17 protein-coding genes are annotated in these 26847 nt (G+C 65.7%); 8 read left to right on the top strand and 9 right to left on the bottom strand.

The window, feature by feature from the left end; genetic code table 11:
- Window positions 1-74: 74 nt before the first annotated feature.
- Both uvrA and M622_RS35115 read left to right on the top strand, forming a co-directional pair.
- Window positions 75-6014: an excinuclease ABC subunit UvrA gene (gene uvrA, locus M622_RS35120; protein ID WP_021250398.1), complete on the top strand. Its 5940-nt coding sequence runs from the start codon at window positions 75-77 to the stop codon at window positions 6012-6014.
- Window positions 6015-6126: 112 nt separating this feature from the next.
- Window positions 6127-6813 carry a cytochrome b/b6 domain-containing protein gene (locus M622_RS35115; protein ID WP_031347376.1) on the top strand — a complete coding sequence of 229 codons (687 nt, stop codon included), beginning with the start codon at window positions 6127-6129 and terminating at the stop codon, window positions 6811-6813.
- 45 nt (window positions 6814-6858) lie between these two features.
- On the opposite strand, the gene M622_RS35110 is transcribed toward M622_RS35115, so the two are convergent.
- Both M622_RS35110 and M622_RS35105 read right to left on the bottom strand, forming a co-directional pair.
- The gene (locus M622_RS35110; RefSeq protein WP_021250396.1) at window positions 6859-7269 is read right to left on the bottom strand and encodes a DUF2784 domain-containing protein; all 411 of its coding nucleotides are present in this window, start codon (window positions 7267-7269) and stop codon (window positions 6859-6861) included.
- Window positions 7270-7426: 157 nt separating this feature from the next.
- Entirely contained in the window at window positions 7427-7885 is a 459-nt protein-coding gene (locus tag M622_RS35105) for a c-type cytochrome (protein WP_021250395.1), read from the bottom strand.
- A 253-nt stretch (window positions 7886-8138) separates the two neighbouring features.
- Between M622_RS35105 and M622_RS35100 the strand changes: the two genes are divergently transcribed.
- Window positions 8139-9761, top strand: coding sequence for a methyl-accepting chemotaxis protein (locus tag M622_RS35100; RefSeq protein ID WP_031347375.1), 1623 nt, complete (start codon window positions 8139-8141; stop codon window positions 9759-9761).
- Window positions 9762-9812: 51 nt separating this feature from the next.
- Here the strand turns inward: M622_RS35100 and M622_RS35095 are convergent, their stop codons facing one another.
- On the bottom strand, window positions 9813-11297 hold the full coding sequence (locus tag M622_RS35095) for a DegQ family serine endoprotease (protein ID WP_021250393.1): 1485 nt from the start codon (window positions 11295-11297) through the stop codon (window positions 9813-9815).
- A 144-nt stretch (window positions 11298-11441) separates the two neighbouring features.
- Window positions 11442-13478, bottom strand: a complete 2037-nt coding sequence (locus tag M622_RS35090; protein ID WP_021250392.1) for a TonB-dependent receptor plug domain-containing protein — start codon at window positions 13476-13478, stop codon at window positions 11442-11444.
- Between the two features lie 130 nt (window positions 13479-13608).
- On the opposite strand from M622_RS35090, the gene M622_RS35085 reads away from it, so the two are divergent.
- Entirely contained in the window at window positions 13609-14529 is a 921-nt protein-coding gene (locus tag M622_RS35085; RefSeq protein WP_021250391.1) for a hydrogen peroxide-inducible genes activator, read from the top strand.
- A 91-nt stretch (window positions 14530-14620) separates the two neighbouring features.
- Here M622_RS35085 and M622_RS35080 read toward each other — a convergent pair whose 3' ends face one another.
- The 4 genes from M622_RS35080 to M622_RS35065 all read right to left on the bottom strand — a co-directional run bounded on the left by M622_RS35080 (window position 14621) and on the right by M622_RS35065 (window position 20108).
- Entirely contained in the window at window positions 14621-17236 is a 2616-nt protein-coding gene (locus M622_RS35080) for a DNA topoisomerase III (RefSeq protein ID WP_021250390.1), read from the bottom strand.
- Window positions 17237-17344: 108 nt separating this feature from the next.
- Window positions 17345-17815 carry a Smg family protein gene (locus tag M622_RS35075; protein ID WP_021250388.1) on the bottom strand — a complete coding sequence of 157 codons (471 nt, stop codon included), beginning with the start codon at window positions 17813-17815 and terminating at the stop codon, window positions 17345-17347.
- 83 nt (window positions 17816-17898) lie between these two features.
- The gene (gene dprA / locus M622_RS35070) at window positions 17899-19065 is read right to left on the bottom strand and encodes a DNA-processing protein DprA (protein WP_021250387.1); all 1167 of its coding nucleotides are present in this window, start codon (window positions 19063-19065) and stop codon (window positions 17899-17901) included.
- Window positions 19066-19079: 14 nt separating this feature from the next.
- Window positions 19080-20108: a LysM peptidoglycan-binding domain-containing protein gene (locus tag M622_RS35065; RefSeq protein ID WP_021250386.1), complete on the bottom strand. Its 1029-nt coding sequence runs from the start codon at window positions 20106-20108 to the stop codon at window positions 19080-19082.
- Window positions 20109-20297: 189 nt separating this feature from the next.
- On the opposite strand from M622_RS35065, the gene def reads away from it, so the two are divergent.
- The 3 genes from def to htpX are packed head-to-tail and all read left to right on the top strand — an operon-like array spanning window position 20298 to window position 22681.
- Entirely contained in the window at window positions 20298-20801 is a 504-nt protein-coding gene (gene def, locus M622_RS35060; protein WP_031347374.1) for a peptide deformylase, read from the top strand.
- Window positions 20801-21772, top strand: coding sequence for a methionyl-tRNA formyltransferase (gene fmt, locus M622_RS35055; protein ID WP_021250384.1), 972 nt, complete (start codon window positions 20801-20803; stop codon window positions 21770-21772). Before def ends, fmt begins: the two co-directional genes overlap by 1 nt.
- A 60-nt stretch (window positions 21773-21832) precedes the next feature.
- On the top strand, window positions 21833-22681 hold the full coding sequence (htpX, locus tag M622_RS35050) for a zinc metalloprotease HtpX (RefSeq protein ID WP_021250383.1): 849 nt from the start codon (window positions 21833-21835) through the stop codon (window positions 22679-22681).
- 44 nt (window positions 22682-22725) lie between these two features.
- Here htpX and mscK read toward each other — a convergent pair whose 3' ends face one another.
- Window positions 22726-26064, bottom strand: a complete 3339-nt coding sequence (gene mscK, locus M622_RS35045) for a mechanosensitive channel MscK (protein ID WP_021250382.1) — start codon at window positions 26062-26064, stop codon at window positions 22726-22728.
- Window positions 26065-26085: 21 nt separating this feature from the next.
- Between mscK and M622_RS35040 the strand changes: the two genes are divergently transcribed.
- Window positions 26086-26781 (top strand): hypothetical protein, encoded by a 696-nt coding sequence (locus M622_RS35040; RefSeq protein WP_245543093.1) that lies wholly within the window; start codon window positions 26086-26088, stop codon window positions 26779-26781.
- The last annotated feature ends 66 nt before the right edge of the window (window positions 26782-26847 follow it).

Here is a 26847-nt window from a genome sequence, read left to right as displayed (position 1 = left end):
AATTCTGAGCTCGGTAAATGGTCTGCACCGGGCTCGCCCTTAGAATCCCTCCTCTTTGCTTCGTCTCCCCCACCATGCCCGCACCCGATCCCAAGGCGCCCGCCATCCGCATTTTTGGCGCGCGCCAGAACAACCTGCGCAATCTGTCGCTCGATCTGGCGCTGAACCGCCTCACCGTAGTCACCGGCGTGTCCGGTTCCGGCAAGTCCTCGCTGGTGTTCGACACGCTCTACGCCGAGGGCCAGCGCCGCTACGTCGAGACCTTCTCGCCCTATGCGCGCCAGTTCCTCGACCGCATGGACAAGCCGCAGGTGGATCGCATCGAGGGCGTACCCCCCGCCATCGCCATCGATCAGACCAATCCGGTGCGCAGCTCACGGTCGACGGTCGGCACCATGACCGAGCTCGCCGACCACTTCAAGCTGCTGTATGCGCGTGCGGCGCAGCTGCATTGCCGTTGTTGCGGCCAGCCGGTGCGGCGTGATTCCGCGGACAGCATTGCGGCTGATCTGCGCCGGCGCGCCGCCGCTGCCGGGGATCCCCGCCTGGTGGTGTGCTTTCCTGTGCCCATTCCGGCGAACTTCAGCGCTGAGGAAGTCACCGCCCTGCTCAATGCCCAGGGCTACACTCGCATCCAGCAGCGCATTGCGGCGGTGGGCGGTGACAACGATGTGCTGCAGGTGGTGCAGGATCGGTTTCGTGCGTCCACGGTGGATGCAGCACGTCTCGCTGAAGCCCTGGAGAGCGCCCTCGCACGCGGTCAGGGCCGGCTGTCGGTGCATGCCACGGTCGAAGGTGGCTCGACTGCGGGCGCGGCGGGCAAGGCGGTGGCGGGCGAAGAGGTCTGGCCCTATTCCTCCGGCCTGCATTGCGCCGACTGCGACCTCCACTACAGCGAGCCGACCCCAGGCCTGTTTTCCTTCAACTCACCGCTTGGCGCGTGCGAGACCTGTCGCGGCTTCGGGCGTGTGATCGGGGTTGACCTCGGTCTGGTGGTGCCCGACGAGTCGAAGACGCTGGCCGAAGGCGCGATCAGGCCCTGGCAGACGGAAAGCTATCGTGAGAGCCAGCATGACCTGGCGAAGATGGCGAAGAAGCACGGCGTGGCGATGGACATTCCGGTGCGCGAGCTGCCGCCCGAGCACCGCCAGTGGTTGTTCGAAGGTGACCCGAAGTGGAAGAGCTGGGACAGCTCCTGGCCGCGTTACTGGTACGGCGTGCGCCACTTCTTCGGCTGGCTGGAGAGCAAGGCGTACAAGATGCATATCCGCGTGCTGCTGTCGCGCTACCGCAGCTACACCGAATGCCCGTCCTGTCATGGTGCGCGCCTCAAGCCTGACGCCCTGCTGTGGCGCCTGCCGACGACGGATTGGCCCCCTACAGCCACGTCCGCCGACACAGCCACGTCCGCCGCCGCAGGCATGGCTGACGCTGCGGCTGCGGATGCCACCATGGGGCGGGCTGACGCCACCGGCGCTCCCGGCCTCGCCATCCACGAGCTCATGGCCCTGCCCATCGATCGCATCCGCGAGGCCATCGCCGCGCTGCACATCCCCGACGTGCCCGACGAGGCCACCGAGCTGGTGCTGGGCGAGATCCGCAGCCGTCTCACCTATCTGGCCGATGTCGGCCTGGGCTACCTGACCCTGGATCGGCAGTCGCGCACGCTGTCCGGGGGTGAGGTGCAGCGCATCAACCTCACCACGGCGCTGGGCACCTCGCTGGTGAATACGCTCTTTGTGCTCGACGAGCCCTCGATCGGCCTCCACCCGCGTGATATCGGCCGCATCCTCGGCGTCATGACGCGGCTGCGCGACGCTGGCAACACCCTGGTGGTGGTCGAGCACGATCCGCAGGTGATGGTTGCCGCCGATGAGCTGCTGGAGATCGGCCCCGGCCCCGGTGAGCGGGGCGGCCACATCGTCGCCCGTGGCAGCTATGCCGAGATCGCGGCCAACGCCGACTCGGTGACCGGTCCGTGGCTCGCGGGCAGGAAATCCATCGATGTCGATCGTGCGCCACGCCCGGTCGACGCCACCGCCCCGCGCCTGGTGCTGGCCGGAGTGCATCAGCACAACTTGCGTGGTCTGAGTGTTGCCTTCCCGCTCCAGGGTCTGACCTGCCTGACCGGCGTCTCCGGCTCGGGCAAATCGACCCTGATCGAGGATGTACTCTACCCCGCCCTGGCCAGACACTTCGGCGAGGCCAGCGACTCGGCGACCACCGCTCCGGGCAGCTTCGAACGCCTGGACAATGTGGATAAGTTGCGTGGCGTGGTGATGGTCAACCAGTCACCGATAGGCAAGAGCTCGCGCTCCAACCCGGTCAGCTACGTGGGTGCCTGGGATCCCATCCGTGCCCTGTTCGCGGCCCTGCCCGAAGCGAAGCAGCGCGGCTACACCCCGGGCACCTTCAGCTTCAACGCCGGCCATGGGCGCTGTCCGACCTGCACCGGCTCGGGCTTCGAGCACGTCGAGATGCAGTTCCTGTCCGATGTCTGGTTGCGTTGCGCAGACTGCAACGGCAAGCGTTACCGGCCAGAAGTGCTTGAATTGCAATGGAAAGGTATGTCGGTGGCGGACGTTCTGGAGCTGACGGTGCATGAGGCGCTGGACGTCTTCCGCGAGCATCCCAAGGTGCTTGCCGCGCTCGCGCCCTTGGCCGATGTCGGCCTCGACTATCTGCGCCTGGGCCAACCCGTGCCCACCCTGTCAGGGGGCGAGGCGCAGCGCCTGAAGCTGGCCGGACATCTCGCGGCGGCCGCACAGCGCAAGCCTGTACGCAAAGCCAGTGCTGTGGATAAGTCTGGGGGCAATTCGGGAACGCTCGCCACGCGGGCTGCGAAGAGCGCTCCGGGTGAGCTCGCCGTGCGCGCTGGCAAGGGCGCCGCGGGTGGAGTCTCGGGGCTGGCCGAGCCGACCGAGCCCGGCCTGCTCTTCCTCTTCGACGAGCCCACCACCGGCCTCCATTTCGAGGACGTCGCCACCCTGCTCAATGCCTTCGACAAACTGCTGCAGGCCGGGCACTCATTGATCGTCATCGAGCACAACCTTGATGTCATCGCCGCTGCGGACTGGATCATCGACCTTGGCCCGGAGGGCGGTGAAGACGGCGGCCGGCTGGTGGTCGAGGGTCCGCCTGCCGTGGTGCGTGCGCATGTCGGTTCGCATACCGGCGCCGCGCTGCGCGACTACGCCGAAGCGCTCGCCCGCACCCGCGGCGCGCCCTCCGCCAGGAGCGGTGCCAGCCGCGAATATGGCGCTGCCGACAGCACGATCGTCCCCGAAGGCCTGGTCGCGGGCGCCGCTCCTGCAGGGGCACTCCTCGCTGCGGAAGCGCGGGTGGAATACCGTGCCGTTACCGCGCCCGCGATCGAGATCCGCCATGCGCGCGAGCACAACCTGAAAAACGTCAGCCTGCGCATTCCGCGCGACCGCCTCACCGTCATCACCGGGCTGTCGGGCTCGGGCAAATCCACCCTGGCCTTCGACATCGTTTTTGGTGAGGGTCAGCGCCGTTATCTGGAATCACTCAACGCCTACGCGCGCCAGTTCGTGCAGCCCGCCAGCCGGCCGGACGTGGACGCCTTGTTCGGCATTCCGCCCACGGTGGCGATCGAGCAGCGCACCAGCCGCGGCGGACGCAAGAGCACGGTCGCAACCCTGACCGAGATCCACCCCTTCCTGCGCCTGATGTACGTGAAGCTGGGCACGCAGTTCTGCCCGGACTGCAATGTGGCGGTGACGCCGCAAAGCTTCGAGGCCATCGTTGCCCAGATCCAGCATGAGCTGCGCGGCGCCTCGGTGGAGGTGCTCGCGCCCCTGGTGGTCAATCGCAAGGGTTTGTACACCGATCTCGCGAAGTGGGCGCGTGCCAAGGGTCACACCCAGTTGCGCGTCGATGGCGAGTATCTGCCGACAACAAAATGGCCGCGCCTGGACCGCTACAAGGAACACAACATCGAACTCGCGACCGGCATGGTGCTGGTGCAGCCCGAGCACGAGGCAACGCTGCGCGAGTTCGTGCGCCAGGCGCTGGAGATCGGCAAGGGCGTGATCAAGGTGCTGGAGATCGGCAAACTGGGCGCCACGCCGATCACCTTCTCCACCCTGCGTGCGTGTCCGAGTTGCAACACCGGTTTCCCCGAGCCGGATCCGCGCCTGTTCTCCTACAACGCCAAGCATGGCTGGTGCCCGCAGTGTTACGGCACCGGTCTGAAGACGGCGGCGCGCATCGAAGACCCCAATGCGCTCGATCTGGGCGACGCGGAAGGCGTGATCAGCAGCGACGAGCCATGCCCTGCGTGTGCGGGTGCGCGCCTGAACCCGGTGGCGCGCGCGGTGCGCTTTCGTGCGCTCGGCCTGCATCAGCTGGCCGCGCAGCCGGTCAGCAAGGTGGCGCGCTTCTTCGCCGAGCTGGTGCTCAACGCGCGTGAAGTCGACATCGCGCGCGATCTGGTGAGCGAGATCAGCGGTCGCCTCGCCTTCCTGCAGCATGTTGGCCTGGATTATCTGGCGCTCGACCGAGCCGCGCCCACGCTGTCGGGTGGTGAGGCGCAGCGCATCCGCCTCGCGGCGCAGCTCGGCTCCAATCTGCGTGGCGTGTGTTACATCCTCGACGAGCCCACGATCGGCCTGCACCCGCGCGACAACCAGCTCCTGCTCGACACCCTGGAGGCCTTGCGTGACCGCGGCAACACCGTGCTCGTGGTGGAACATGACGAGGACACCATCCGCCGTGCCGACCACATCATCGATCTGGGTCCGGGCGCGGGCGTGCGCGGTGGCCGGGTGGTGGCCGAAGGTGATCTCGCCGCCCTGCTCGCGGCGCCCGAATCCGCCACCGGGGCGTGCTTCCGTCATCCCCTGCAACACCCCTTGCGCCCGCGCCGTGCGGTGGCCGCCGATCATCCGGCGATTCGAGTCGAGGGCGCGCGGCTGCACAATCTGCGCGAGGTCTCGGTGCGTATTCCGCTCGCGCGCCTGAGCGTGGTCACCGGCGTTTCGGGCTCGGGTAAATCCAGCCTGGCGCGTGACGTGATCCACGCCAACCTGCGCACCCGCCTGGGCGATCCGCTTGCGACCCGCGCCCGCCGCCGCGGCCAGGCCCAGCCCGACGAGGTGGATCAGGCCCTGATCGGTTGCCGCGCCCTCCACGGCTGGCAGCAGGTGGGGCGCGTGCTGGAAGTGGATCAGACCCCGATCGGCAAGACCCCGCGCTCCTGTCCGGCAACCTATGTCGGCTTCTGGGACGCGATCCGCAAGCTTTTCGCCGACACCTTCGACGCCCGCACCCGGGGCTGGAGTGCCTCGCGCTTTTCCTTCAATACCGGCGCCGGACGCTGCCCGGTGTGCGATGGCGCCGGTCACACCACGGTGGAGATGAGCTTCCTGCCCGACGTCAAGACGCCGTGCGAGGGCTGTGGGGGTGCGCGCTTCAACCCCGAGACCCTGTCCGTGCGCTGGCGCGACAAGACTGTGGCCGAAGTGCTGGCGATGGCGGTGGATGAGGCGGTGGCGTTCTTTTCCGCGCATCCCGGCATTGCCCATCCGCTGCAGCTGCTGCAGGACGTCGGCCTGGGTTACCTCACCCTGGGCCAGCCCAGTCCGACCCTGTCGGGCGGCGAGGCGCAGCGCATCAAGCTCGTCACCGAGCTGAGCAAGGTGCGCGTCCGCCCCGGCGACCCCACCGACACCGGCGGCGTGCCCCTGCCCGCGGACAAGCACAGCCTGTACGTGCTCGACGAACCCACCGTGGGCCTGCACATGGCGGATGTGGACAAGCTGATCCGCGTCCTCCACCGCCTGTCCGACGCCGGCCATACGGTGCTGGTCATCGAACATGATCTGGATGTGATGGCCGAGGCCGACTGGCTCATCGACCTGGGGCCGGAGGGCGGCGACGGGGGGGGTGAGGTGGTCGCCGAGGGGCCGCCCGAGGTGGCGATGGCGACGCCGGAGTCGCACACCGGGCGCCATCTGCGCGAATTCCTCGCGCTGCGCCAGCCGGCCTGAAGCCGGGCCGGGCCGGGCTGCGGTTCGGTCCGGGCTGCAGCGCTGTCATAATCAAGGCTGTGGGTCGCCCTGAACGCGGGGCGCTGTCATCCACCAACGCAGGGAAACGTCAATGAGCACACGAACAATACGGATCTGGGACTTGCCGACGCGGCTTTTCCACTGGCTGCTGCTGCTGCTGGTGGTCGCCTCCTTCGTGACCGGCTGGGTGGGCGGGAACCTGATCGAATGGCACGCTCGCGCCGGCATCGCCATCACCGGCCTGCTGGCGTTCCGCCTGGTGTGGGGCTTTGTCGGTTCGACTTATGCGCGCTTCGCCCACTTCGTCCCCGGTCCCGGTCGTGTTCTTGCCTATGTGCGCGGGCAATGGCGCGGCCTGGGCCACAATCCGGTCGGTGCGCTGTCGGTGCTGGCCTTGCTGGCGATCCTGATCTTCCAGGCGGTGAGCGGCCTGGTTGCGAATGACGACATCGCCTTCGAAGGCCCGCTCTATGCCTTGGTGGATAAGGCCACCAGCGACAGCCTGAGCAGCCTGCATCGGCAGAACTTCTGGATCATCATCGGCCTCGTGTCACTGCATGTGCTGGCGATCGCCTTCTACGCCCTGGTGAAGAAGGACAATCTGGTCAAGCCGATGATCACTGGCGTGAAGGAAGTCGTCGATCCCGCGCACCAGCCCGCCCGAGGTGGTGGCCTGGTGGCCTTCCTCATCGCGCTCGCGATCACGGCCGGCGTGCTCTATGTCGCCACCGGCAGCTTCATCGAAGTACCTCCGCCCCCACCGGTCGCGCCCTGGTGATCGGAGCGGCGGCGTGGCAGCAAGGATGCCGCGCCGCCAGGGCGACTAACTGCGCCCTGCTGGCTTGCGCTGCGGCGCTACCCAGCGCCATGCCAGCAGCACCAGCATAGCGAAGCCGGTGTATGTCGCCACGAACACCCACCACGGCGCCTCCCAGTACAGCAGGCGCGAGAGCCCGTGGGCGATGAAGCTCTCCTCGTAGCTCGCCTCGCCCGCGATGCGGCGCAGATCCTGCTCCCACAGGGTGAGCGGGCACAGGCGGCCCAGCCAGGCCTGCCCGGTGACGAAGACCATCAGCAGCACATGGATGAGGCGCAGGTAAAAGCAGCGCACCCAGGCCCAGCCGCGCGCGCCGCCCACCAGCACCAGCGCCAGCAGGCCGACCACGAACAGCACCACGCCGACGTGCAGCGCGAGCAGCGCGTCGGCAAGCAGGGCGGCGGTGGCGGGGCTCATGGGGTGATGTTGCCCGCTGGGTGCACATCAGTCAAAAAGCGTCGTCATGCGCCCCGCTTCCTTCCTTCTTTCGCTCGGCCACCCCCACGCAGTTGCGCTTCAGCGCGTAAAAAAGCCACCCCTGAGGGTGGCTCTTGCGCGTGTGAGCGGCTGAGGATCACTCCATGCGGTACTTGTCGTGACAGGCCTTGCAGGTCTCGCCCGTTGCGCCGAATGCCTTCTGCACTGCGGCCTTGTCGCCGCCGGCAGCGACCTTCGCCAGCTCTGCGGCCGCGGTGTTGAAGTTGGTGGCGATCTTGCCGATGTCCGGGCCGTTGGCCGGATCGAAGAACTCGGGCTTGACGCGGGTCTTGACCTCGCCGATGTCCTTGTCCGTGCCCGGGCCATACAGCGCGCCCATGCCCGAACCGGCGATGGCGGCGATGGCGTTGGCAGCGGCCTGGACTTGCTGGGTGTTGTACTCACCTTCGAGGTTGGCCTTGATCTTGCCCATGTTCCAGGACATGAAGCTGTAGCCGGCCTGGCGGTACTTGATCTGCTCTTCGGGTTTGACCTGGGCCGACGCAGTACCAGCCAGGGAAAGTGCGATGATGCCGAGCGCGATGATCTTCTTCATTGATAACCTCGTGAGTGGATGAAAACAGAAAGTAGCCTGAAATGGCGTTGCTGAACACCGGGCCGTATTGCGACCAAGCTCGTGCAACGATGGTTCAACGCCCCTTTATATCAGGATTGCTTGATATTTGTGCTGCATGAGTCCGATGCAAACCGCGGTTTTTCGTTCAAGAATTGCCCCACAGTGGCCGTTGATGAGCTGCGAGCCTGTTTGTGGGCAACTGTGATCCGCCAATGCGGATGTGGAGATGATGATGCGCCGCCTTGCGGATACTCCGATCTGGCTTCGGCTCACCGCCGCTATCTGGCTGATGCTGGTGATCGCCTGGGGCAGCATGATTGCATGGGAAACACGCGTCACGCGCGACATGGCAATCGAGCAGGCGAAGGACTTTGCCGCCACGGTCAATGAAATGACCATGGCGGGGCTCACCGGCATGATGATTACCGGCACCGTCGCCCAGCGCGACGTGTTTCTCGATCAGATCAAGGAATTGTCGGTGGTGCGCGACCTGAAGGTGATCCGGGGCGAAGAGGTGAGCAAGGTGTTCGGCCCCGGCCCGGATGGCGAGTTCAAGGCCGATGCGGTCGAACGTCAGGCCCTTGCCGACGGCAAGGCCTTGATGACGGTCGAACACAACGCAGAATATGGCGAGCACCTGCGCGTGGTGATGCCGGCGCTGGCATCGCGTAGCTGGCTGGGCAAGGACTGCATCGCCTGCCATCAGGTCGCCGAGGGTGTGCCACTGGGCGTGGTCAGCATGCGCGTGTCGCTGGACAAGGCCGATGCCGCGGTCACCGAGTTCCGCAACAACAGTATCTTCTTCGCGCTGCTGGTGTCGCTGCCCGTGCTCGGTTTCGTGTTCTTCTTCATTCGCCGTTTCGTCACCCTGCCGCTGTCGCATCTGGCCGCCAACCTGGCCGAGATCGCGCACGGCGGCGGTGACCTGAGGCGTCGCCTGGACCGTGGCGGCGATGACGAGATCGGTCGTACCGCGGGTTCGTTCAATAACATGATGGGTGTGATCGGCGCGCTCGTGGCACAGGTGGGAGAAGCGGCGGGCGCGGTGACGACGGCTGCACAGCGTCTGGCAAGCGGCGCTTCCGACCTGGCGCAGCGCTCGCATCGACAGAACGACAGCTCGGTGAGCGCGGCGGCGGCGGTCGATGCGATGGGCGATAGCATCACCCATATTGCCGACAGCACGGCTGCGGTGCGCGAGCGTTCGCACGACAGCCTGGCACGGTCGCGTGAAGGTCAGCACAGCCTGCAGCAACTGATGGGTGAGATGGGGCAGGTCGAAGCGGCGGTGCGGCAGATGGCGGGCACGGTGAGTGATTTCGTCGAATCGACGCGGGCGATCTCGCGCATGACGCGTGAGGTGCGTGAGATCGCGGAGCAGACCAATCTGCTCGCGCTCAATGCCGCGATCGAGGCTGCGCGCGCTGGTGAGCAGGGCCGGGGCTTTGCGGTGGTCGCCGACGAGGTGCGCAAGCTCGCAGAAAAGTCGGCACGCTCGGCCGGTGAAATTGACACCATCACGCGCGAGATCGGGCGCCGCTCGGACTCGGTGCAGGGCGCGATCGAGAGCGGTCTGCAGCATCTCGAATCGAGCCATACCATGGCTGAGGATGTAGCGAGTGTGCTGGCGACGGCGAATGCCCTGGTGGCGGAGGTGGGAGAGGGCCTGGACAACATCGCCGCCGCGACCGCTGAACAACGCCGCTCCAGCGCCTCGGTGACCCTGAGCATCGACGACATCGCCAGCATGGCGGGCGAGAACAACCTCGCCATCGCGCAAACCGTCAACGCCGCGCTCGAGCTGGAGCAGCTCGCGGCGCGCATGCAGGAATCGGTCGGACGCTTTCGTGTTTAGGCGACGCGCGCTGCAGCGCATGGGGCCGGGCACGAGGCCCGGCCAGTTGCATCATTCCAGCCGCAGCGGCACGAAGATGCGCGCCTCGCCGCGCTGAATGAGCAACGCAAAGCGCTTGCCGGCGCTCTTGAGCAGGTTGCGGAATTCGCCCACGCTGGTGACCGGCTGGTTGTTGAGCGCGAGGATGATGTCGCCGCGCTGCATGCCGGCGCGTGCCGCAGGCCCGTCCACCCCTTCCACCACCAGACCGCCGCGCAGACGCAACTGGCTGGCTTCCTGCTCGGTCAGTGCGCGTGCGCTCAGGCCGAGGCTGGTATTCAGGCTTTCCACCTGGCTCGGTGTGGAGGTGCTGGCGAGGGTGTCGGCAGTGAGCTCGTCAAGGGTTGCCACCACGTCGCGGCTGCGCCCATCACGCCACACCTCCATGCGGATGCGCGTACCCGGCCTTTTCTCGCCGATCACCCGTGGCAGGTCGGCAGATTCGACTATCTGCTTGCCATTCACACCGAGCACGACGTCGCCGGGCTGCAGGCCGGCTTTCTCTGCGGCGCTGCCTGGCTCCACGCTGGCGACGAGGGCGCCGCGTGCGTCAGGCAGGCCGAAAGACTGGGCGAGATCCTTGTCCACGCCCTGAATGGCGATCCCCAGGCGACCGCGCTGTACACGGCCGTGGGTCACGAGCTGGTCCTTGATGTTCATCGCAACATCGATCGGGATGGCAAACGAGATCCCCATGAAGCCGCCCGAGCGGGAATAGATCTGCGAGTTGATGCCGATCACCTCGCCCGCAAGGTTGAACAGTGGGCCGCCCGAGTTGCCCGGATTGATGGCGACATCGGTCTGGATGAAGGGCACATAGGTCTCATCCGGCAAACGTCTGGCCTTGGCGGAGATGATGCCGGCGGTGACGGTGTTGTCGAAGCCGAAGGGCGAGCCCATGGCCACCACCCATTCGCCGACGCGGGCCTCGTCCGCCTTGCCGATGGTCACGCTCGGCAGCTTGGTGGCGTCGATCTTGAGCAGGGCGACATCGGTGCGGCGGTCGATACCCACCACCGTGGCCTTGAACTCGCGCTTGTCGATCAGGGTCACGGTGACTTCGGACAGGGCGGCGTCACTCCCATCGCCCTCTTCACCGGCCACGACGTGGGCGTTGGTCAGCACGTAGCCGTCCGGGCTGACGATGAAGCCCGAGCCTATGCCCTGGCGCGCGCGCGGGCCCCTGCCGGGCTGGCCGGGCATGCCCGGCATGGGTACACCGAAGCGGCGCAGGAAGTCGTAGAAGGGATCGTTGGCGAATGGGTTCTGTCCATTGCTGGCTTGTTGCTGCTGTTGTTGCACGACGCTGATGTTCACCACCGCGGGGCCGACCTGTTCGACGAGGTCGCCGAAGTCGGGCAGGCCGTAACGATTGGGCGTGACGATAGCTGCCCCCGGCGCGGTGGCCTGGGCAGCGGCGGAAGGGATGATGCTGCCTGGCGAAAGCGCGCTGGCGAGCGCGATGGCCAGCGTACTGGCGACGAGATTTTTGCGCATATCGATTTCCAAGCGTTTTTTGGGGTTGTTCAGGCTATGTGGATAGTGTCGTGGACGCCTGATCGCACTACCCGTTCCCGAGCCTGAGGGTGTTTTCAGCTCAGGCTCGGGAACGGGTAGTGAAGCGGCGTGCCGCAAGCGTGTTCAGAACTGCGTTTGCAGGGACAGGTAAAGCTGGCGTCCGACTTCATTGACCGGCTGATGAGTGCCTGACTGCGATTGGCGCAGGCGATTCACCAGCTCCTGATGGTTGCCAAGCAGATTGATGCCACTGAGGCGGATTTCAAGCTCGTTTTCGCGCACGCGGAAGTTGCGCGCCACGCTCCAGTCGACGGTGGTGTAAGCGGGTACGCTGGAGCTGAAGCCGGGCGCGTAGCTGAAGCCGGCATCGATCGACCCCATGCGCAGCACGCTCAGCATCGACTTCCACTGCCCGATCTCCTGCAGCCAGCTCAGGCTCGCGGTGTAGGGCGCGACCTTGAGGCGGAGTTTTTCGTCGTCCGCGCGGCGATCGATCAGGCTGTGCGCGAGGATGAATTCGGTCTTGCGCAGCGGTCGTGTGCGCACTTGATATTCAATGCCGTTCAGGCGCAGCTGACCGGGATCATTCTCCCAGCGCGTACCGCGCAGGCTCTCGCGCAAGGTATCCGGCAAGACGCCTGCTGCAGGCAAATCGCCTGCGACTGGATTGCGAACGATAAGGTCCTGAATACGTTCGTGGAAAAGGCGGACGTCGAGCGTCGTCCTGCGGTCAGCGCTCACCCCCAGGTAGCCCAGTTCGGCCGCGTCGATACGTTGTGGTTGCAAGTCATGTGCCGGCATCTGCCGCCACTGCAGCAGTGTTCCGGACTGATCCAGGATTCGGACGTCCACTCGACGTTCGAACAGAGCGGGTTGACGCCAGGCGCGCGAGTAGCCAAGGCGCCAGGTTCGGTTCGGGTCGGGTTGCCAGTTAAGGAAGGCGCGTGGTGCGAAATGAGCGGAGTCGCCCTCCACCTGCTCGACCAAGCCGGCGAAGTTCCATAGCCATGCCGGCGCGCTGCGCCACTCCAGATTGGCGAAGACGCGGCGCTCCAGACGCGACACTTCGCGCTCGGCGTTGAAGTAATACGCTGACTCATTGCGCGTGTGGCGCAGCTCCGTGCCCCAGGCCAGGCGGCTGTCACTGTTCAAGCGCGTCTGTTGTTGCAGTTCCAGCGTGTGGTATTCGATGGTGAGGTCATTGCCCACCGCTGAGGTGAGCGCCGGCACCCTGCCGAGCAGGGGGAAAGGCACATTGATCGTGGTGTCAAGCTGCCACGCGTCTTTCACTTTCCGCCTGTCCCAGGACGTGGTCAGCAGCCATTCATCGTCGGCGCTGCTGGCGTGACGCCAGCGCAACAGCAGGGCCTGACCGTAATTGCGTGCTTCGCGCTCTTTCGCGGAGTTGAAGATGGAGCCGGCATAGCCTTCCTCAACCACGCTTTCGCCGACGTTTGCGCTCAGGGTGACTTCGTCATGGGTGTTGAGCTGCAGGTCGCTGCGTATGCTCAGCGCGTTGGTGCGTGTGCCGTCGCGCAAGCCGTCGAAGCCATCGTCTTTCTCGTGAGCAGCCGTGATGCGCAGGCTATGCAGTCCGCTCCCGGCGGTGTGACGCGCACTCACGCCGCTGATGCCTTCCGTGCCTGCCATGAAGCGCAGCGCGCTGCCGGTCTCCGAGGCACTGTGACGGGTGGTGATGTTGACCGCGCCGTGGAAGGCGTTGGAGCCGTAAGCGGCTGAGTTCGAGCCGCGCAAGACCTCGATACGCTCGATATCCTGCAGCAGGATGCGCTCGGGAAGCTGGTTGAAATGCGTGCTCGGCGATGGACGGCCGTCGATCATGACCTGCATTTGCTGGGGAACATCCATCCCCAGGCCGTGATAGGTCACCCAGTGCTTTCCGCCGCGCTCCTGGGCAAGCTGAAATCCTGGCACCAGCCGCAGCACGCGCGCGAGATCACGGTAGCCCGTGGCTGCGATCCTGTCCGCATCGATCACGGTGACCGCGCCCGGCGCGTCGGGCAGCGATTGCGGCAGACGGGAGCCACTCAGTACCAGTGGCAGCGTTTCGAAGAACTCGTATTCAGCCGCGTTTGACGGCGACAGCGCCAGGCACTGAATGGCAGTCAGCGTCAGCGCGTGACGCAAGCTGGGGTGCATTGGATAGTCGGGCTCCGCAATATGTCGTGAAGTATATCGCTTGCCGGCAGTGATGCTGCAGGGTGGCGGACGCGGTAACATCCGGCGATGCCCAACTCGGGCTTTCAGCCACGCTACGGGGGCCCGGACCATGACTCTGACTGACCTGCGCTATCTCGTCGCTCTCGCCCGCGAACGGCACTTCGGCCGTGCGGCGGAAAAATGTCATGTTTCCCAGCCGACGCTTTCGGTGGCGGTGAAGAAAGTCGAGGAAGAACTCGGTGTACAGCTCTTCGAACGCAGTGCGTCCGAGGTCAAGATCACCGAAACCGGGCGACGCATCGTCGTGCAGGCCGAGAAAGTGCTGATGGAGGCGACGCAGATCCATGAGATCGCCGCAGCCGGAAAGGATCCGCTCGCTGGCCCCTTGCGCGTCGGTGTGATCTACACCATCGGCCCTTATCTGCTGCCACGGCTGATTCCGCGCGTGCATGAGCTGGCGCCACGCATGCCGCTGATCATCCATGAGAACTACACCGCGCGCCTGGTCGAGGTACTCAAGCGCGGCGAGCTCGACGTCATCATCATCAGTCTGCCTCTGGAGGAGGCGGGCGTCGTGGCCCAGCCGGTGTATGACGAGCCCTTTCGCGTCCTGATGCCGGCCGCGCACGCCTGGACCCAGGGCGCACAGGTCGACGCGCAACAGCTGGCCGAAGATCAGTTGCTCCTGCTCGGAGCCGGCAACTGCTTTCGCGATCAGGTGCTCGAGGTGTGCCCGGCTTGCCGCAATCTTGGCGGCTTGCAGCGCACCCTCGAAGGCAGCTCTCTGGAGACGATTCGGCACATGGTGGCGACCGGGCTGGGGGTGACGGTGCTACCCAGTTCTGCAGCGGATGAATTGGCCGTACACAATCCGCTCGTTGCCGTGCGACCGTTCTCCGACCCCCAGCCTTCGCGCCGTGTTGCCCTGGCGTGGCGGGTGACCTATCCACGCAACGGCGCCATCGACGTGTTGCGCCGGGCCATCCTCGACAGCGAGCTGCCCGGGGTGAAGGTGGTCGGGCGCGCCTGAGCAGAAGCGTACGCGGGGTGCTCGAGTTCAGTCGGCTTAAAAATGACACGGGCCGCAATCGCGGCCCGTTTCCCGTTGCTGACGGCGGCGTTCAGCTCGCCTTGGGCGTGGCGGTGCGCTTCTTTGCGGGCGCCTTCCTGGCTTTCGGTGCGGCGACTCCGTCGTCATTAGCGCCAGCGGCCTCAGTGGCGTCCTTCGCGCTCTTGCTGGCCGCCGTCTTGGCGTTGGCCTTGGCGCCGGCCTTGGGGGTCTTCACTTCGAATTCGAAGCCCACCTTGCCGTCCTTGCCGCGCACCAGAAAGGCGGAGAACTTGCGCCGTGTGCGTGCCGACACGAAGCCCTTGAGCAGATCGGTTCTGCCCTCGGTCAGCAACTTGAGCATCTGCTCGCGCTCGATCGGCTGCTGCAGGATGATCTTGCCGGAGCGGAAGTCGCAGCTCTTGTCCGGGCCGACCGATTTCTCGCACACGTAGGACATGCCGTGTTCGAACACCCGGCTGGCGCACTTCGGGCAGGCGCCTATGCTCTCCTGAGCGGAGAAGTCCACCGCCTCGGCTTCCTCGCCTTCCTTCGGCTGACCGAAATCGAAGGCGGGCTGCTTGTCCTCGTTGAGCACGACATCGGCATTGAACAGCCGCCCCATCTTGTTGCGAAAGCCCAGCAGGGGGCCGACCTTGCCCTCGCGCAACAAGGCCTCGATCTCGCTGTATTCGAACTGGCGCCCGGCAACGATCTTCCAGGTGCTCCAGTCGCAACTCTGGCAGGCGAACTTCTTGTAGTTCTCCTTCACCACCCCGCCGCATTTCGGACACGGCGTTTGCAGGGTGACGAATTCGCCGGGCACGGTGTCGGACTCATAGCGCTTGGCGCGCTCGACCACCTCGCGCGCCATGTCGCCGATCTCCTGCATGAAGGCTTCGCGGCTCAGTTCACCGCGCTCCATGCGCGACAGCTTGTATTCCCAGCCCCCGGTCAGCTCGGGCGAGGTCAGGGCGGTGACGCCGAGACCCTTGAGCAGCGTGATCAGGGAGAAGGCCTTCGCGCTCGGAATCAGCTCGCGACCATCACGGTGGATGTACTGCTCGCTGATCAGGCCCTCGATGGTCTGTGCCCGCGTCGCCGGCGTGCCCAGGCCGCGCTCGGCCATCGCCGCGCGCAGTTCCTCATCGTCGACCATCTTGCCCGCGCCTTCCATCGCCGACAGCAAGGTGGCTTCGTTGTAGCGCGCCGGTGGCTTGGTCTGCAGCGACTTGAGCGTGATGTCCTCGGTCGACACCGTCTCACCCTGCTTGACTGCGACCAACTGCGGGCTGCCTCCGTCCTTGGCGTCCTTGTCGTCGCTGGCCGCTTCCTTGCCGTACACGCTGAGCCAGCCCGGATTGACCAGCACCTTGCCTTCGGTCTTGAAGGCCTCGCTTTCGATGCGGGTGATGCGGGTGGTGATCTGGTACTCGGCGGCGGGGTAGAACACCGCCAGGAAGCGCTTGGTCACCAGGTCGTAGATCTTCTGTTCGGCTTCCGACAAGCTCTTGGGGAGTTTGCCGGTCGGGATGATGGCGAAGTGGTCGGAGATCTTGGCGTTGTTGAAGATGCGCTTGTTGGGCTTGATCCAGCCCTGCTCGACGATCTCCTTGGCGAAAGGTGCGTACTGTTCGGGCAGGCCGAGAACGACCTCGTTTACGGTCGGGATGTAGTCTTCGGGCAGGGCGCGGGCGTCGGTACGCGGATAAGTCAGTACCTTGTGCTTCTCATACAGCGCCTGCGCCAGTTGCAGCGTGACGCGGGCGGAGAAACCGAAGCGGCCGTTGGCTTCGCGCTGCAGGCTGGTGAGGTCGAAGAGCAGGGGCGAGAGTTGCGTGGAGGGTTTGGACTCCTCGCTCACCTCGCCCGCCTTGCCCTCGCACTTGGCGCGGATGGCTTCGGCCTGGGCCTTGTCCCACAGGCGGAAGGCGGTGGCGTGTTCGTCGCCTTCCGGGCGCTTGAACTTCTCGTCGAACCAGCGTCCCGGGTAGTGCCCGGCGGCGGCGCCGAAGGTGGCTTCCAGCTCCCAGTAGTCGCGCGACTTGAACTTGCGGATGCGGTCTTCGCGCTCGACCACCAGCGCCAGCGTGGGGGTCTGCACCCGGCCCACCGTGGTGAGGTGAAAGCCACCGGTCTTGGAGTTGAACGCGGTCATCGCGCGCGTGCCGTTGATGCCGATCAGCCAGTCGGATTCGGCGCGGCAGATGGCCGCGTTGCGCAAGCCTTCGACGTCCTCCGCCGCGCGCAGATGGGAGAAGCCGTCACGGATCGCCTGCGTGGTCATCGACTGCAGCCACAGGCGCTGCATCGGCTTCTTGGTGCCCGCGTGCTGGACGATGAAATTGAAGATGAGCTCGCCCTCGCGCCCCGCGTCACAGGCGTTGATCAGACCGGTGACGTCCTTGCGCTTGATCAGACGGGTGAGCAGCTTGAGCCTGTCCTCGGTCTTCTCGATCGGTTTGACCGCGAAATGCGGCGGAATCACCGGCAGATGAGCGAAGGTCCACTTGCCGCGCTTGACCTCGAATTCTTCAGGCACGGCGAGCTCGAGAAGATGACCGATGGCCGACGACAGTACATAGTCGTCCGACTCGAAATAGTCCTTCTCCTTGGTGAAGCCGCCCAGCGCGCGGGCGATGTCCTGCGCGACGGAGGGCTTTTCCGCGATGATCAGTTGCTTGCTCATGCTTTTTGACTATGGAGTGGGCCGGCTTGTGCCGACCGCTGGGGTCCGGGAATTTGAGGCGGCGGATGATGCATCCGCCCCTCAGGCCGTGCAGACGGGCGCAACTGGCTAGTGCACCGTGGGGGTGTAGTCCCAGTCCTCGTCCTCGTTCAGCAACTCGTCGACGAGCAGCGTATCGATGGGTTGTTCTTGTTGCCACAGCACCATCAACACGATGACCTTGAGACGATTCAGCGTGATGTTGAAATCTTCCAGCGCCATCGCGCGTTCGATGATGAGTTCGCGATGCACGCCTTCGAGCGCGCCTGCGCTCTCCATCAGGGCGAGAAAGCCGCGGCATTCGGCGCTCAGATGGGCTTGTTCGTATTCAGTGTAGATCCGCACCGAGCGCGCGTCCGGTGCGACGCCCGGGTGAATCTCGCGCGCCACGCGGCGCAGCCCGGCCAGCCATTCCAGCGCTTCGGAGATCTCCCCTTCCTCGAATCCGGCAGCAGACAGTTTGCGCGCAAGCAGATCCGACTCCGGGCAGGCGTCAGCGTGGATGTAGCTTTCGAACAGATAAACGAGGATGTCGAACAAAACGGCCTCTCAGGAGAAGGGCAGGCAGACGGCCGAGCTTGCCATCGGTGGTGGCAATCGTGAGTGCGGAACGGCGGGGTGATTCAGCTGCGCTGGATGCGACCGCCGGGCAAACGGGTGATACGCCCGTCCAGTTCCAAGGGCAGCAGGATGGCGTACAGGGCATCGACCGTCAAGCCGCAGCGTGGGGCAAGGGTGTCGAGGTCCACGGGCTCATGAGCGATTGCGTGCAGCACACGCGCAGCCTCATCGTCCAGCGCCAGATTGACTTGTGTGGAAGGCTGCGGCGTATCCCTTGCAGCGCGTCGTCGGCTGCGCGCGGCGGGTCTCGCCGCCAGCGGCAGTCGGTCGCCAAGACGGCCGCGCAACTCCTCGACCACGTCTTCGGCGGTCTCCACCAGCTTGGCGCCGTCGCGGATCAGACGGTGGCAGCCACGGGCGAGGGGTGAGTGGATCGAGCCCGGAATGGCGAACACCTCGCGCCCGGTTTCGGTGGCCAGCCGGGCGGTGATGAGCGAGCCACTGTTGAGCGCCGCCTCCACCACCAGCACGCCTTGCGACAGGCCGGCGATGATGCGGTTGCGGCGCGGGAAATTGTGCGGCAGTGGTGGGGTGCCGAGCGCAAATTCACTCACGATTGCGCCGCAGGTGGCAATCTCGCGTGCCAGCGCGGCGTTGCTTGAAGGGTAAATGCGATCGATGCCGGTGCCGATGACGGCGATCGTGCTCGCGCCCTGTGCTTCCCCCGCCGTGCTGCACCCCAGGGCGCCACGGTGGGCGGCGGTGTCGATGCCGGCTGCCAGACCGCTGACGATGGTGAAACCCTGGCTGGCGAGATGGCGGGCGAAGGCTTCGGCGTTGGCTTCACCGTGCGCGCTTGAGCTGCGGGCGCCGACGATGGCCAGCGCGGGTCGCTGCAGCAGTGCGGAGGTGCCCTTGACGTAGAGCAGCAGGGGTGGATCCGGGATGTCGAGCAGGGCACGCGGATAGGCGTCGTCGGCCAGGCTCAGGATGTGGTTGCCGGGCTCCTGCGCCCACGCCAGTGCACGCTCGATCGCTTCCTGGTTGGGCGCGGCCAGCACGGCGTCGGCCCGGGCTTTGCCCACCACACTGGCCAGCGCGGTGCGCCCGGCCATGAAGACCTGCTGTGGCAGGCCGAAGGCCGCAAGCAAGCTGCGCTGGCTTTCGGCACCCAGGCCGGGTACCGCGCTCAGGCGCAGCCAGTCGCTGAGGTCGTGGTTGTCAGTCAAGTGCGGAGAGGTGTTCAGGGCTTGCGCACCGCGTCGCCGACGCTCACCGGGCCATCGGTCTCCATCACCAGGGCGTAGGAGACACGATTGAAGACGCGGAACACGAACACCACGCCATAAGCTTTTTCGGGCAGCTTGTAGGTCTCCTTGCCATTTTTGCCGCGATAGACCGCGCTACCGCGGTTGCGGAACAGGCTCAGGACGTGGCCACGCTCCACGCCGTCCTGTTCGCCCACACCGAGCGCGATGACGTGCATGCGGCCGGTTTCGCTGACGCCACGATAGATCGACACGACCCGGCCGTCGATGTCTCGATCCGGTGCATGCGGCGCAAAGGAGAACACGTCGATCGGCTCGCTCGGCAACATGAGGTCGCCGGTGCCGATTTCCTCGACTGCGGAAGTGATCTCCAGCGTGGTGGGTTCGCCGCGTGCGGTGACGCGCGCGGTGCCCAGGTAGTCGGCTTCGAAGGCGATGATTTCGCCGCTCACCGGATCTTTCAGCGGGCGCGCCGGGCGCATGATCTGCCAGACCTCGGTGTCGGCATCAACGTCCGTGGCGAAAATCGTGTCACCAGCGCCGGTGAGGACGCGGCTGGTCTCGGTGGCGATGATGGTTGCTGCGCCCTCGAGCGTGGCCTGCTCGATCACCAGCGGCTTGTTCAGGAAAGGCTCGATGGCATGCACCGGAATGCTCGGGACGGCCGCTTCGAGGGCTTCTTCGTAGACCTTGGGTTGCAGTCTTTCCGTGCCGCCGATGCGCCGCCCTATCGTCAGCCAGGGGCCGCTGCGGTCGAGCATGACGATCTGGCCGGGATAGATCAGGTGCGGATTGTGGATCTGCTCGCGATTCAGGCGCCACACTTCGGGCCAGCGCCAGGGCTCGCTCAGGAAGCGACCGGAAATGTCCCACAGCGTGTCGCCCTTGACCACGGTGTAGCTGTCTGGCGCATTATCGGCCAGCTGTACGCCCGACTGTGCGACCGCGGCCGTGCTGAACAGGGCTGCGATGCTGAGCAGGAGAGAGAATATAATTCGGATCATTGATCGCTTCCGGTTGTGGGAGACGTGCGGCTTGAATTCTGGAACGTCTCTTGCGAGTCTGGGTCATATTGACGGCGCCTAACGCGCGCCACCGCGACCGGTCCCGAGATCCCGGCGCATTTCGCTTGCGCTCAAGCATGCGAAATCACTTGAAATTCTGCACTTAAAGGTTTATTGCGGCAAGCATTCATGGCTCTACTACCCATCCTTCGCTACCCCGATCCCCGCCTCCACACCCACGCTCAGGCGGTGGAGTCCGTCACTGATGACATTCGCCAGCTGGTCGCCGACATGGCCGAGACCATGTACGAGGCGCCGGGGATCGGCCTCGCCGCCACCCAGGTCAATGTTCACCGCCGCGTCGTGGTCATCGACGTCTCCGAGGATCAGAGCGCGCTGATGGCGCTGATCAACCCTGAAATTCTCGAACGCAGCGGCGAGCAGGTGTGTGAGGAGGGTTGCCTGTCCGTGCCCGGCATCTACGAGAAAGTGGCGCGTGCCGAGCGCGTGAGGGTGCGTGCCCTGAACGCCAAGGGTGAGCCCTTCGAGCTCGATGCAGAGGGCTTGCTTGCGGTGTGCATTCAGCATGAGATCGACCATCTCGACGGCAAGGTCTTCGTCGAATACCTGTCCGCGCTCAAGCTCAGCCGCATCAAGGGCAAGCTGGCGAAGAAAGCACGCATCACCGCCTGATGCACAGCGCCCCTCTTCGCGTGGCGTTCGCTGGCACGCCCGAGTTCGCCGCCTGCGCGCTCGAAGCCATTCTCGCTGCCGGCCACGAGGTGGTGCTGGTGCTGACTCAGCCCGACCGCCCCGCGGGGCGTGGCATGAAGCTCAGCCCCAGCGCAGTCAAACAGCTCGCGCTGGCAAGGGGAATCGAGGTCGATCAGCCCGAAAAGCTGCGCACCGATGCGCAGCGCGCGCGGCTGGTCGCCTGTGCGCCTGACGTGCTGGTGGTGGCGGCGTATGGATTGATCCTGCCACCGGCCGTGCTCGAACTGCCGCGCTTGGGCTGCATCAACATCCACGCTTCATTGCTGCCGCGCTGGCGCGGTGCGGCACCCATCCATCGCGCCCTCGAGGCTGGCGACAGCGAGACCGGCATCACCATCATGCAGATGGACGAAGGCCTGGACACCGGGCCGATGCTGCTCAAGCGCAGCCTGCCCATCCTGCCCGATGACACCACTGCCAGCCTGCACGATCGTCTTGCCGTACTGGGGGGTGAATGCATCGTCGAGGCCTTGTCCGCACTTCAGGGTGAAGGCCTGAGGCCCACGCCCCAGCCCGCTGAAGGTGTGAGCTATGCCGCCAAGATCGCCCGCGCCGAGGCCTTCGTGGACTGGTCGCGCCCGGCCGTCGAACTCGAACGTGCGCTGCGCGCCTTCGACCCCTTTCCCGGTCTTGCGTCCACGCTGCGCGGCACCGTGGTCAAGTTCTGGTCAGCCGAGCTCGTCGACCCTGATGGCGAACCCGATCACCCTCCGGGCACGGTTCTGGCTGCGGATGCGAGCGGTGTCGTCATCGCCTGCGGGCGCGGCGCGCTGCGGTGCACGGTGTTGCAGCGCCCAGGAAGCAAGCGCCTGCCGGCGGGGGAATTCCTGCACGGCTTCGCAGTCTGTGCCGGTGAGCGCTTCGCATGCGCTGAAGCCGGCGCGACTTGATGCGGGGCGGCTCCGCCCCCATCTGTCGACTCAAACCGACTCTTTAGCAAGGACTGCGCAATGTTCGGAAACTGGATCAAGACCTCCATCCTCATGGCTGGCATCGTCGCCCTGTTCGGCGCGATGGGTGCGGCCATCGGCGGTCAGCAAGGCATGCTGATCGCGCTCGTCATCGGTGGCGCGATGAATTTCTGGGCCTACTGGTTCTCGGACAAGGCCGTGCTGAAGATGTACAAGGCGCGCCAGGTCGATGCCAGCTCCTCGCCCTATCTCTACAACATGGTGCGTGAGCTGGCACAGCGCGCCGAGTTGCCGATGCCCAAGGTGTATCTGATCGACGAGGATCAGCCCAACGCCTTTGCCACCGGGCGTAACCCGGAGAATGCGGCGGTGGCGGCGACCACCGGCATCGTGCGCATGCTGTCCGAGCGCGAGCTGCGCGGGGTGATGGCGCACGAGCTGGCGCACGTGAAGAATCGTGACATCCTGATCTCGACCATCTCCGCCACCGTGGCCGGCGCCATTTCCATGCTCGCCAACTTCGGCATGTTCTTCGGTGCGGGTCGTGATGGCGAGGACAGACCGAATCCGATCGTGTCGATCGCGATGATGATTCTCGCCCCGCTCGCGGGCATGATCATCCAGATGGCGATCAGCCGCACGCGTGAGTTTGGCGCCGACCGTGGCGGCGCGGAGATCTCCGGCGACCCTGAAGCGCTTGCCAGCGCCCTCGCCAAGATCGATGCCTACGCCCGTGGCATTCCGCTGCACACCGCCGATCAGCATCCCGAAACCGCGCAGATGATGATCATGAACCCGCTCTCCGGCGGTGGCCTGCGCGGGCTGTTCTCCACTCACCCGGCCACGCAGGAGCGTATCGCCCGTCTGCACGCGATGATCCGGCGCTGATCCGGCGCTGGTCTTCGTGGCGCTGCGCACCCCTGCCTTCGGTTCTACCTGGGCGGCGGGCTGCGCTCGGGCGCGGGCGCGGGCTCCTCTGCGCTTGCGGCTGCGTTGCGGCTGATCGTCTCCAGTCTTGCCTCCTTGCCGTCGATGCTGCGCACATGCACGTCGATCTGGTTGAAGGCGATTTCAATCCCGTGCTCCTTGAACAATTCGTCGATGCGACGGTTGATCTCGTCGGTGGCCAGATTGCGGTCGCCCAGCTCACGCACGTGGATGCGCAGCTCGTGGTCCAGGGTGCTGGCGCCGAAGCTCAGGAACAGCACCAGCGGCTCGGGATCCTTCAGCACGCGCGCGTTGTCGTCGGCAATCTGTCGCAGCAGCGTGCGCGTCAGCTCCAGGTCCGAGCCGTAGGCTACGCCCACCTTCACCGTCACCCGCGTCACCGTGTCGCTCAGCGACCAGTTGAGCAACTGCCCGGTCACGAAGGTCTTGTTGGGGACGATGATCTCCTTGCGGTCGAAGTCGGTGATGGTGGTGGCGCGGATCTGGATGCGACTGACCGTGCCCGACAGCTGGCCAATGGTGACCACGTCGCCGATGCGCACCGGACGCTCGAACAGGATGATCAGGCCGGAGACGAAGTTGGCGAAGATTTCCTGCAGGCCGAAGCCCAGGCCTACCGACAAGGCAGCCACCAGCCACTGCAGCTTGTCCCAGCTCACGCCCAGGGTGCTCAGGGTGGCGACGAAGCCGACGACGGCGATGACGTAGGACAGCAAGGTGGTGATGGCATAGGCGCTGCCCTGCGCCAGCTTCATGCGCGACAGCACCAGCACTTCGAGCAGCCCGGGCAGGTTGCGGGCGAGGGTGAAGCTCAAGATCGCGATCACCAGGGCGCCGAGCACATCGCTGAGCGTGATCGGTATCAGGCTGGAGGCGTCGCCGACGGTGCTGCTGTATTCGTACAAGGTGACGTTGTCGAGGTAGGCAAAGACCGTGATCAGATCCGCCCATACCCAGTACAGCCCGCCGAGCAGCGCCGCCAGCAGGCCCAGGTGTACCAGGCGCAGTGATTGCTGGCTGAGCTTCTCGACGGTGATCACCGGGCGCTCCAGCACTTCGGAGTCGGTGGCCACGTCCAGCCCGGCTTCGCGTTCAGCGGCCTCGCGGCGCTCGACCGCGCGCTGATGTTCGAGGCGACGCGCGGCCACGGCCAGAGCGCGCACCGCGGTCGCTTCCGTTAGCCCCCAGATGATGAGCAGCGACAGCGTGTCGATGAGGCGGCCGGTGAGCTTCAGTGCGGTGTAGTAGTAGCCCATGCTCAGCGCCGCGATCAGGGCCAGGGGCATGAGCGCGAGCGCGATGCTGAACACCACCATCAGTGGCGAGGGCGCCGCGTTCTGCAGGCGGTGCTGTGACAGCAACTGCCAGATCAGCCAGGCCATGACGGCGTAGACCGCGAGCAGGGTGAGAATGCCGAGCACGTCGTCGGCAAGCCCCTCCGGCTGATGCTCGGCCAGGGTGACCACCAGCACGACCGCCAGTACCACCATGCCGAGGTGGCGCAAGCGACGGTGGGCCGCTTGAGTGAGCTCGGGCTTCCATTCGAAATGACGCTCGGCGATGCCGCCGGGTGACAGCACCCGGTAGGCGGTATAGAACACCAGCCAGGCCTGCGCCATCTCCATCAGCCCCAGCCCCAGGGTGAGGTTCTGGCCGCGGCCATCGATCTGCAGGGCGAGGCCGGCGAGCGCCAGCAGCAGACTGACCGGCAGCGCCAGCAGGATGTTGAACAGGATGGCGAGCGGGGTGTGGAACTGACTGTCACGCCGCACATAGCCAATGTCCGCATGCAGGCCGTGCAGTCTGTTGCGTAGCCAGCGCCGGCGCAGCAAGAGCACGAGCGAGATCAGCAGCACCGGCAGCAGCACCAGGGGACGTGCCAGCAAGCCTTGCCAGAGCTGCTCCGCCACTGCGCGCCAGGGCAGGGCGGCAAGCTGGCGCTCGAGGGCAGCGGGCAGCGCTGCGAACCATTCCAGGTCGAGCGGGCGATTGCTCGGCACCCAGAACATCTGCTCGTCCAGAGTCGTGCGCAGGCGCTCGGCGGTGGTCTGCAACTGGGTCTCGTTGAGTTGCAGGGTGATGGATTCACTGAGCAGGGCACTGAGTTCGCGATTCAGGCTGTCGAGCAGCCCGGAGCGCGTGGTGAGCAGGGCCTGCAGGGCTTCGAGCTCGCCGTCCTGTACGGTGGGCTCCTGCGCGAGCAGCTGGCTGGCGTAGCGTGCCGGGTTGGCAAGGGCTTCGCGCTGCTTGTTCATCTCGAACTGGTAAAGGCGGATCTCGGAGATGCGCTCGGTGAGCTTGTCATCCGTGCGCGGCTGCGGCAGAGCGCGGCGCTGTTCATACAGGATGCGGGCCAGCAAGGGGCTGCCCTGCAGGATGTTGATCTGTTCGGTGATCACGCTGCTGCTGCGGTTGAGGGCGTCCAGGCGCTGACGGGTGTCGAGCTTGCGCTGGGTGAGGTCGGCGAGCTGCTCGGAGCTGCTCAGCAGGTAGGACGACAAGGTGTCATTGACCGCAGCCTCGCGCGCCAGCACGCTGCCGGCCGCAGCTGCACTGAATTCGGTGCGCGAGAGCTGGCGCAGTGTCTGCAAGGTCTGGGCCTTGCGCCGCGCGCTGATGGCGTTCTGCAGGGCTTCGATGTCACCCTCGATGAGCGCGAGCTCGAATTGCGCGCGTTCGCGCTGCACCTGGCCGAGGTCTTGCAACAGGCTGCTCCCCGAGAGCTGGGCGAGCTGCACGGCCACGCGGGCGTCGAGCGCATGCCACTCGGCGGCCAGTGCCTCACGGCGCTCAGGGCTGAGCGTGCGCGTGCCATCACGACCAGTGCGCAGGCTGGCCTCCAGTTGCTGCATGCGCGCCTGATTGGTGCTGATTTCGGCCTGCGCGCGTTCTGCGCTGGCGCTCAGACTCAGCGCGCTGGCATCGTCGAGCGCACTGCGCCAGCGTGTAAGCTCGGTGTTGCGCTCGGCCAGACGCGCTTCCAGCGTCTCCAGCGTGGCATTGGCGGGTATTGCGGAGGGAGTGGGGGCGCTCGCCTGACGCTGTGCAAGACGAGCTCGGCCTTCGCTGATGAGCGCGGGGGCGCGCTCGAGCTGCTGGCGCAGGCTTGTCAGCTGGCGTCGACTGTCCTCGGCCGCAGTCAATTCGCTCAGGGTCTTTTGCAGCGTCTGTCTCGCCGCCTCCTCCTCGGCGGCAGGCAGCTTGCGTGCGCTCAGCGCATCGAGTCGCGCTTGCACCGAAGTGGCAAGGGGCGGTGCCACCGGCTGGGCAGCTGCGAGCAGGGGCAGCAACAACAGGAACAACAGGAGTTGCAGATGGCGCATGGACGGCAAGGAGTGGATGAGATGAGGCGGAGTTTACCCATACTTGTGCGTGCGCCAGTGAAAGCCAGCGCAAGCGAGGAGTCCATGGAGCGGCAGCCGCCCGCGCTTGCAGCACCCGCTATCGAGCCTGCCCATGTTGCCCTGCAGGTGCCGCCACGTCTGGTCTTTCTTTTCAGTGGCCACATGGTCGATGCTCCCGACCGTGCCGAGCCGCGCTTTCCAGCCGAAAAGGAAGGCATTGCGGCGCGCGCCATCGCCGCCGCGCTGGATGAGCTCGGCGCCGGGCCGGGCGATCTCGCCCTGGCTCAGGCTGCCAATGGAGGCGACCTGCTGTTCCTCGAGGCGTGCAAGGCACGTGGGCTGCGCCTGGTGCTGATGCTGCCGTTTGCCGAGGCGGAATTCATTGCGCGCTCGGTGTGCCTGCATGCCGATGGCGCACGCTGGCGTGCGCGCTATCTGGCGCTGCGCGCCACGCTCGATGATGCGCCCCGCATCCTGAGCGCCACAACATGCGATGAGGAAGAAACGAGCCGCTATGAACGCTGCAATCTGTGGCTGCTACAGACCGCGCTGACGTGGGGCGCGCATCGGCTGCGCTTCATCTGCCTGTGGAATGGGGCCGAGGGCACAGGCCCCGGTGGTACCGACCATATGGTGCGTGCGGTCAGGCGCCACACCGACCGCATCACCTGGCTGGATACGCGTACCCTGTGGTGAGCGGGCACGAAGTGGCGCGACATCTTCCCGGCAATGCTGTATTCCTGAACATTCGCTTGAATAGAT

Origin of the sequence: Thauera terpenica 58Eu (assembly GCF_000443165.1) — a bacterium.
GTDB classification, from domain to species: domain Bacteria; phylum Pseudomonadota; class Gammaproteobacteria; order Burkholderiales; family Rhodocyclaceae; genus Thauera; species Thauera terpenica.
This window is presented reverse-complemented; position numbering and strand designations above follow the sequence as displayed.

Coding starts and splice junctions, on each gene's coding strand:
- fmt (WP_021250384.1), top strand. CDS start 20,801: ATGCACAGCGCCCCTCTTCGCGTGGCGTTCGCTGGCACGCCCGAGTTC.
- M622_RS35065 (WP_021250386.1), bottom strand. CDS start 20,108: ATGATCCGAATTATATTCTCTCTCCTGCTCAGCATCGCAGCCCTGTTC.
- mscK (WP_021250382.1), bottom strand. CDS start 26,064: ATGCGCCATCTGCAACTCCTGTTGTTCCTGTTGTTGCTGCCCCTGCTC.
- M622_RS35085 (WP_021250391.1), top strand. CDS start 13,609: ATGACTCTGACTGACCTGCGCTATCTCGTCGCTCTCGCCCGCGAACGG.
- M622_RS35080 (WP_021250390.1), bottom strand. CDS start 17,236: ATGAGCAAGCAACTGATCATCGCGGAAAAGCCCTCCGTCGCGCAGGAC.
- M622_RS35095 (WP_021250393.1), bottom strand. CDS start 11,297: ATGCGCAAAAATCTCGTCGCCAGTACGCTGGCCATCGCGCTCGCCAGC.
- M622_RS35110 (WP_021250396.1), bottom strand. CDS start 7,269: ATGAGCCCCGCCACCGCCGCCCTGCTTGCCGACGCGCTGCTCGCGCTG.
- htpX (WP_021250383.1), top strand. CDS start 21,833: ATGTTCGGAAACTGGATCAAGACCTCCATCCTCATGGCTGGCATCGTC.
- M622_RS35105 (WP_021250395.1), bottom strand. CDS start 7,885: ATGAAGAAGATCATCGCGCTCGGCATCATCGCACTTTCCCTGGCTGGT.
- def (WP_031347374.1), top strand. CDS start 20,298: ATGGCTCTACTACCCATCCTTCGCTACCCCGATCCCCGCCTCCACACC.
- M622_RS35115 (WP_031347376.1), top strand. CDS start 6,127: ATGAGCACACGAACAATACGGATCTGGGACTTGCCGACGCGGCTTTTC.
- M622_RS35100 (WP_031347375.1), top strand. CDS start 8,139: ATGCGCCGCCTTGCGGATACTCCGATCTGGCTTCGGCTCACCGCCGCT.
- M622_RS35090 (WP_021250392.1), bottom strand. CDS start 13,478: ATGCACCCCAGCTTGCGTCACGCGCTGACGCTGACTGCCATTCAGTGC.
- uvrA (WP_021250398.1), top strand. CDS start 75: ATGCCCGCACCCGATCCCAAGGCGCCCGCCATCCGCATTTTTGGCGCG.
- M622_RS35040 (WP_245543093.1), top strand. CDS start 26,086: ATGAGGCGGAGTTTACCCATACTTGTGCGTGCGCCAGTGAAAGCCAGC.